This window comes from Myxococcus sp. AM009 (assembly GCF_013372605.1).
In the GTDB taxonomy this organism is placed as follows: domain Bacteria; phylum Myxococcota; class Myxococcia; order Myxococcales; family Myxococcaceae; genus Myxococcus; species Myxococcus vastator.
This window is the reverse complement of the sequence record NZ_JABXEP010000298.1, coordinates 1-3565: the sequence shown is the minus strand read 5'-3', so window position 1 is coordinate 3565 and position 3565 is coordinate 1. Positions and strand designations below refer to the sequence as shown.

Annotated in this window: 3 protein-coding genes; 2 read left to right on the top strand and 1 reads right to left on the bottom strand. The window is 68.1% G+C overall.

Translation table 11 applies throughout. The features are described 5' to 3' along the window. Window positions 1–74 precede the first annotated feature (74 nt). Both HV824_RS35125 and wbaP read left to right on the top strand, forming a co-directional pair. On the top strand, window positions 75–1220 hold the full coding sequence (locus HV824_RS35125; protein WP_176418983.1) for a glycosyltransferase: 1146 nt from the start codon (window positions 75–77) through the stop codon (window positions 1218–1220). Window positions 1221–1438: 218 nt separating this feature from the next. Beyond that, on the top strand, window positions 1439–2833 hold the full coding sequence (wbaP, locus tag HV824_RS35120) for an undecaprenyl-phosphate galactose phosphotransferase WbaP (RefSeq protein WP_176418984.1): 1395 nt from the start codon (window positions 1439–1441) through the stop codon (window positions 2831–2833). Between the two features lie 69 nt (window positions 2834–2902). Here wbaP and HV824_RS35115 read toward each other — a convergent pair. Then, on the bottom strand, window positions 2903–3565 hold a 663-nt coding region (locus tag HV824_RS35115; protein ID WP_176425218.1), incomplete at its 5' end, for a PPC domain-containing protein.

Sequence of the window (3565 nt, the reverse complement as noted above, 5' to 3'; positions counted from 1 at the left end):
GCTTCTAACACCGGGCACGCGGGGCACCCTCGACGCTTGCCGCGCCGCGCGCGCCCGGTGTTAGAAGCCGTGCCGTGAAGGTTGCCCTGGTCCACGATTGGCTCGTCACCCACCGAGGTGGTGAGCGCGTCCTTGATGCCCTCTGTGAAGTCCTGCCAGACGCGGACATCTACACGCTCATCCACAAGCCGGGCTCCCAGTCGCCGGCCATCGAATCCCGGCGCATCTTCACGTCCTTCCTTCAGCACATCCCCGGCATCCACACGCGCTACCGGCACTTCCTGCCGCTGATGCCGAAGGCCATCGAGTCCCTCCAGCTCCAGGGGAAGTACGACCTGGTCCTCTCCTCCAGTCACTGCGTGGCCAAGGGCCTGCGCACGCCGCGGGGCACGCCGCACCTGAGCTACGTGCACGCGCCCATGCGGTACATGTGGGACTTGTTCGACGACTACTTCGGCCCGGGGCGCACCGGCCTCCCGGTGCGCGCGGCGGCCCATGCCGTCCGGCCCTGGCTCCGCCGGTGGGACCGGCGCACGGCGGCGGGGGTCCATCGTTTCATCGCCAACAGTCGGCACATCGCCACCAAGGTGCAGCGCTTCTGGGGCCGCGAGGCGTCCGTCATCCACCCCCCAGTCTCCTTGGAGCGCTTCGCCCAGGTGCCCCTGGCGGGCGGGGGCCAGGGCGGCTACTTCCTCTGGCTGGGGGCCTTCGCGCCGTACAAGCGCTTGGACGTGGCGCTGGAGGCGTTCCGGAACCTGGAGGCGCAGCTCTGGGTGGTGGGCACAGGCCAGGAGGCCGCTCGCCTGGGGGCCGGAACCCTGCCTGAAAATATCCGCTTCCTTGGCAATGTCTTGGATGCGTCCCTTCCGGCGCTGTACCGAGACGCCCGCGCGCTCATCTTCACGCCCGAGGAGGACTTCGGCCTCACTCCGCTGGAATCCCAGGCGACGGGCCGGCCCGTCATCGCCTACGGGAAGGGCGGCGCGCTCGAGACGGTGACGGAGCAGACCGGAATCTTCTTCTCGGAACAGACGCCGGCATCGCTCGCGGCGGCCGTGCGCCACTTCGACGAATGGGAGACAGGCTTCCGGCCCGGAGCCGCTCGCGCCCAGGCCGAGCGCTTTGGCCGCGCGCAGTTCCAGCGTGCCATGCTTCGAGAAATCCACTCGCTGCTCGGCGGGGTGTCGCCAGATTCCCCAGGCCCCGCAGCGGGACTGTGACTTCGCTGTCGCTCCTGGCCTGGCCTTTTGTGGGCAGCAGGTGGAGGGCGCTCCCGGCTGTGGGGGAGGGGTCGCCGCAACCCATTGTTTTCACGAATTTTTTCGTGTTAGCAAGCGCGGCTATCAAACGGTGATGGGCAAAACGCGTGTCCGTCTGAAGAGGGCGCGAGTCTTGCACAGGGGTGGCCACCCGTTGATTACGCCACAGGAGTACTGCGGTGTTCAGTCGTCTCCAGCGTTTCTACACGTCCATCAAAGTCGTCGCCGACATGGTGATGCTCGCGCTGGCCTTCGTCCTCGCGTACGCCACGCGCTTCTCCGGCATCGTGCCCGTCACGGAGGGGATACCTCCCTGGACGGACTCGTTCTTCTCGTTGCTGATGGTGCTCGTCATCTTCCCGGTGACGTTCCACCAGTCACGCCTGTACGGCACCAACCGCTCCCGGACGAACACGGGCGAGGTCTTCGAGGTCTTCAAGTCCACCATCACCGCGGCGCTCATCCTGGTGGCGGTGACGTACTTCGTGCGCGAGCGCTACTCGCGGCTCACGCTGGTCATCTTCATCGTCTATGCCTTCGCGCTGGTGACGTGCAGCCGGCTGGTGACTCGCTATCTGGTGAGTGAAATCCGGCGCCGGGGCCACAACCTCAAGTCCATCCTCGTCATCGGCGCGGGGGACCTGGGGCAGCGGGTCATCGAGACGGTGGAGCACCACCGCGAGCTGGGCTTCCGGGTGACGGGCGTGCTCACGCTGCGCCAGGAGAAGGTGGGCCAGTACGTGGGGGGCGTGCGCATCATCGGACACGTGGACCAGGTGAACGAGGTGTTGGACGCCGAGCCGGTGGACCAGGTCATCCTCGCGCTGCCGCTGGAGGGCCACGCCCAGGTCAAGGGGCTGATGGACAAGCTGACCCTGCGCACCGTGGACGTGCGCGTGGTGCCGGACCTGTACCAGTACATCACGCTCTATGGCGGCCTGGAGGAGTTCGGCGGGCTGCCCATCATCCGCCTCCAGGGCGACCCGATGGAGGGCTGGAGCCGGGTGGCCAAGCGGGCCTTCGACATCCTCTTCTCCCTGCTGGCCATCCTCATCACCGCGCCGCTCATGGCGGCCACCGCGCTGGCGGTGCGGCTCACCAGCCGCGGGCCCATGCTGTACCGCCAGGAGCGCATGGGCATGGATGGGCGCACCTTCCCCATCCTCAAGTTCCGCACCATGCGCATCGACGCCGAGCACAGCGGCGCGATGATGGCCCGCCCGGACGACCCGCGGCGCACGGTGATTGGCACGTTCCTGCGGAAGTACTCGCTGGACGAGCTCCCTCAGTTTTTCAACGTCCTGCGCGGTGACATGAGCCTGGTGGGTCCGCGCCCGGAGCGCCCCGTCTTCATCGAGGAGTTCAAGCGGCAGATTCCGCGCTACCACCTGCGGCACAAGGTGAAGGCGGGCATCACCGGCTGGGCGCAAATCAATGGCCTGCGCGGACAGACGTGCATTGAGAAGCGAATCGAGTACGACCTGTACTACATCGAGAACTGGTCGCTGCTGATGGACCTGAAGATCCTCGTGCGCACCGCGCTGGGCGGCTTTCTGTCGAAGAACGCCTACTGACGCCGCGAGCCCGGGCGGTGGCGCTCGCCACGGCCCGGGCCCGGGGGTTCAACGCCGCCGCGGGGGGGACTACTGGATGTTCCACACCACGGTGCCGGTGCAGCTCCCGCTGGAGTAGCAGCCCGCGCGAAGCTGCAGGGTGGTGGCCGTGGGCGAGGTGTACGTCAGGCTGGAGCCTCGGCCACCGCAGGCGTCGTCGTTGGCGGCCGCCTGCGTGGCGCCGTTGAAGAGGCGCAGGTAGGTGTCGCCGGTGAAGGACGCGCCCGTCACGCCGCAGGTGGCCACGGTGATGCTCTTGCCCGCGGCGATGGTGACGTCGCGGTTGGTGGTGTTCTGCTGCGCGCTGTTGGTGTTGGTGCCGCTGTAGCTGAAGCTGCCGCTGGTGGGGCCGCCGGAGCCGCCGGTGATTTCCCAGACGACGCGGCCGGTGCAGCTCCCGCTGGAGTAGCAGCCGGCGCGGACCTCGTGGTTGCCGGCGGTGGTGGCGGTGAAGGTGATGCTGGAGCCCCGGCCACCGCACGCGTCGTCGTTGGAGGCCACCTCGGTGCCCGCGGGGTTGCGCAGGCGCAGCCACGTGTCACCGGTGAGCTGCGTCCCCGTGAGGCCACACGTCGCGACGGTGAGCGTCTGGCCCGCCGTCAGCGCGAGGGTGTGGTTGGTGGTGTTCTGCTGCGCGCTGTTGGTGTTGCTGGCGCTGTAGTCGAACGAGTTCTCCGGGGGCGGGGGAGGCGG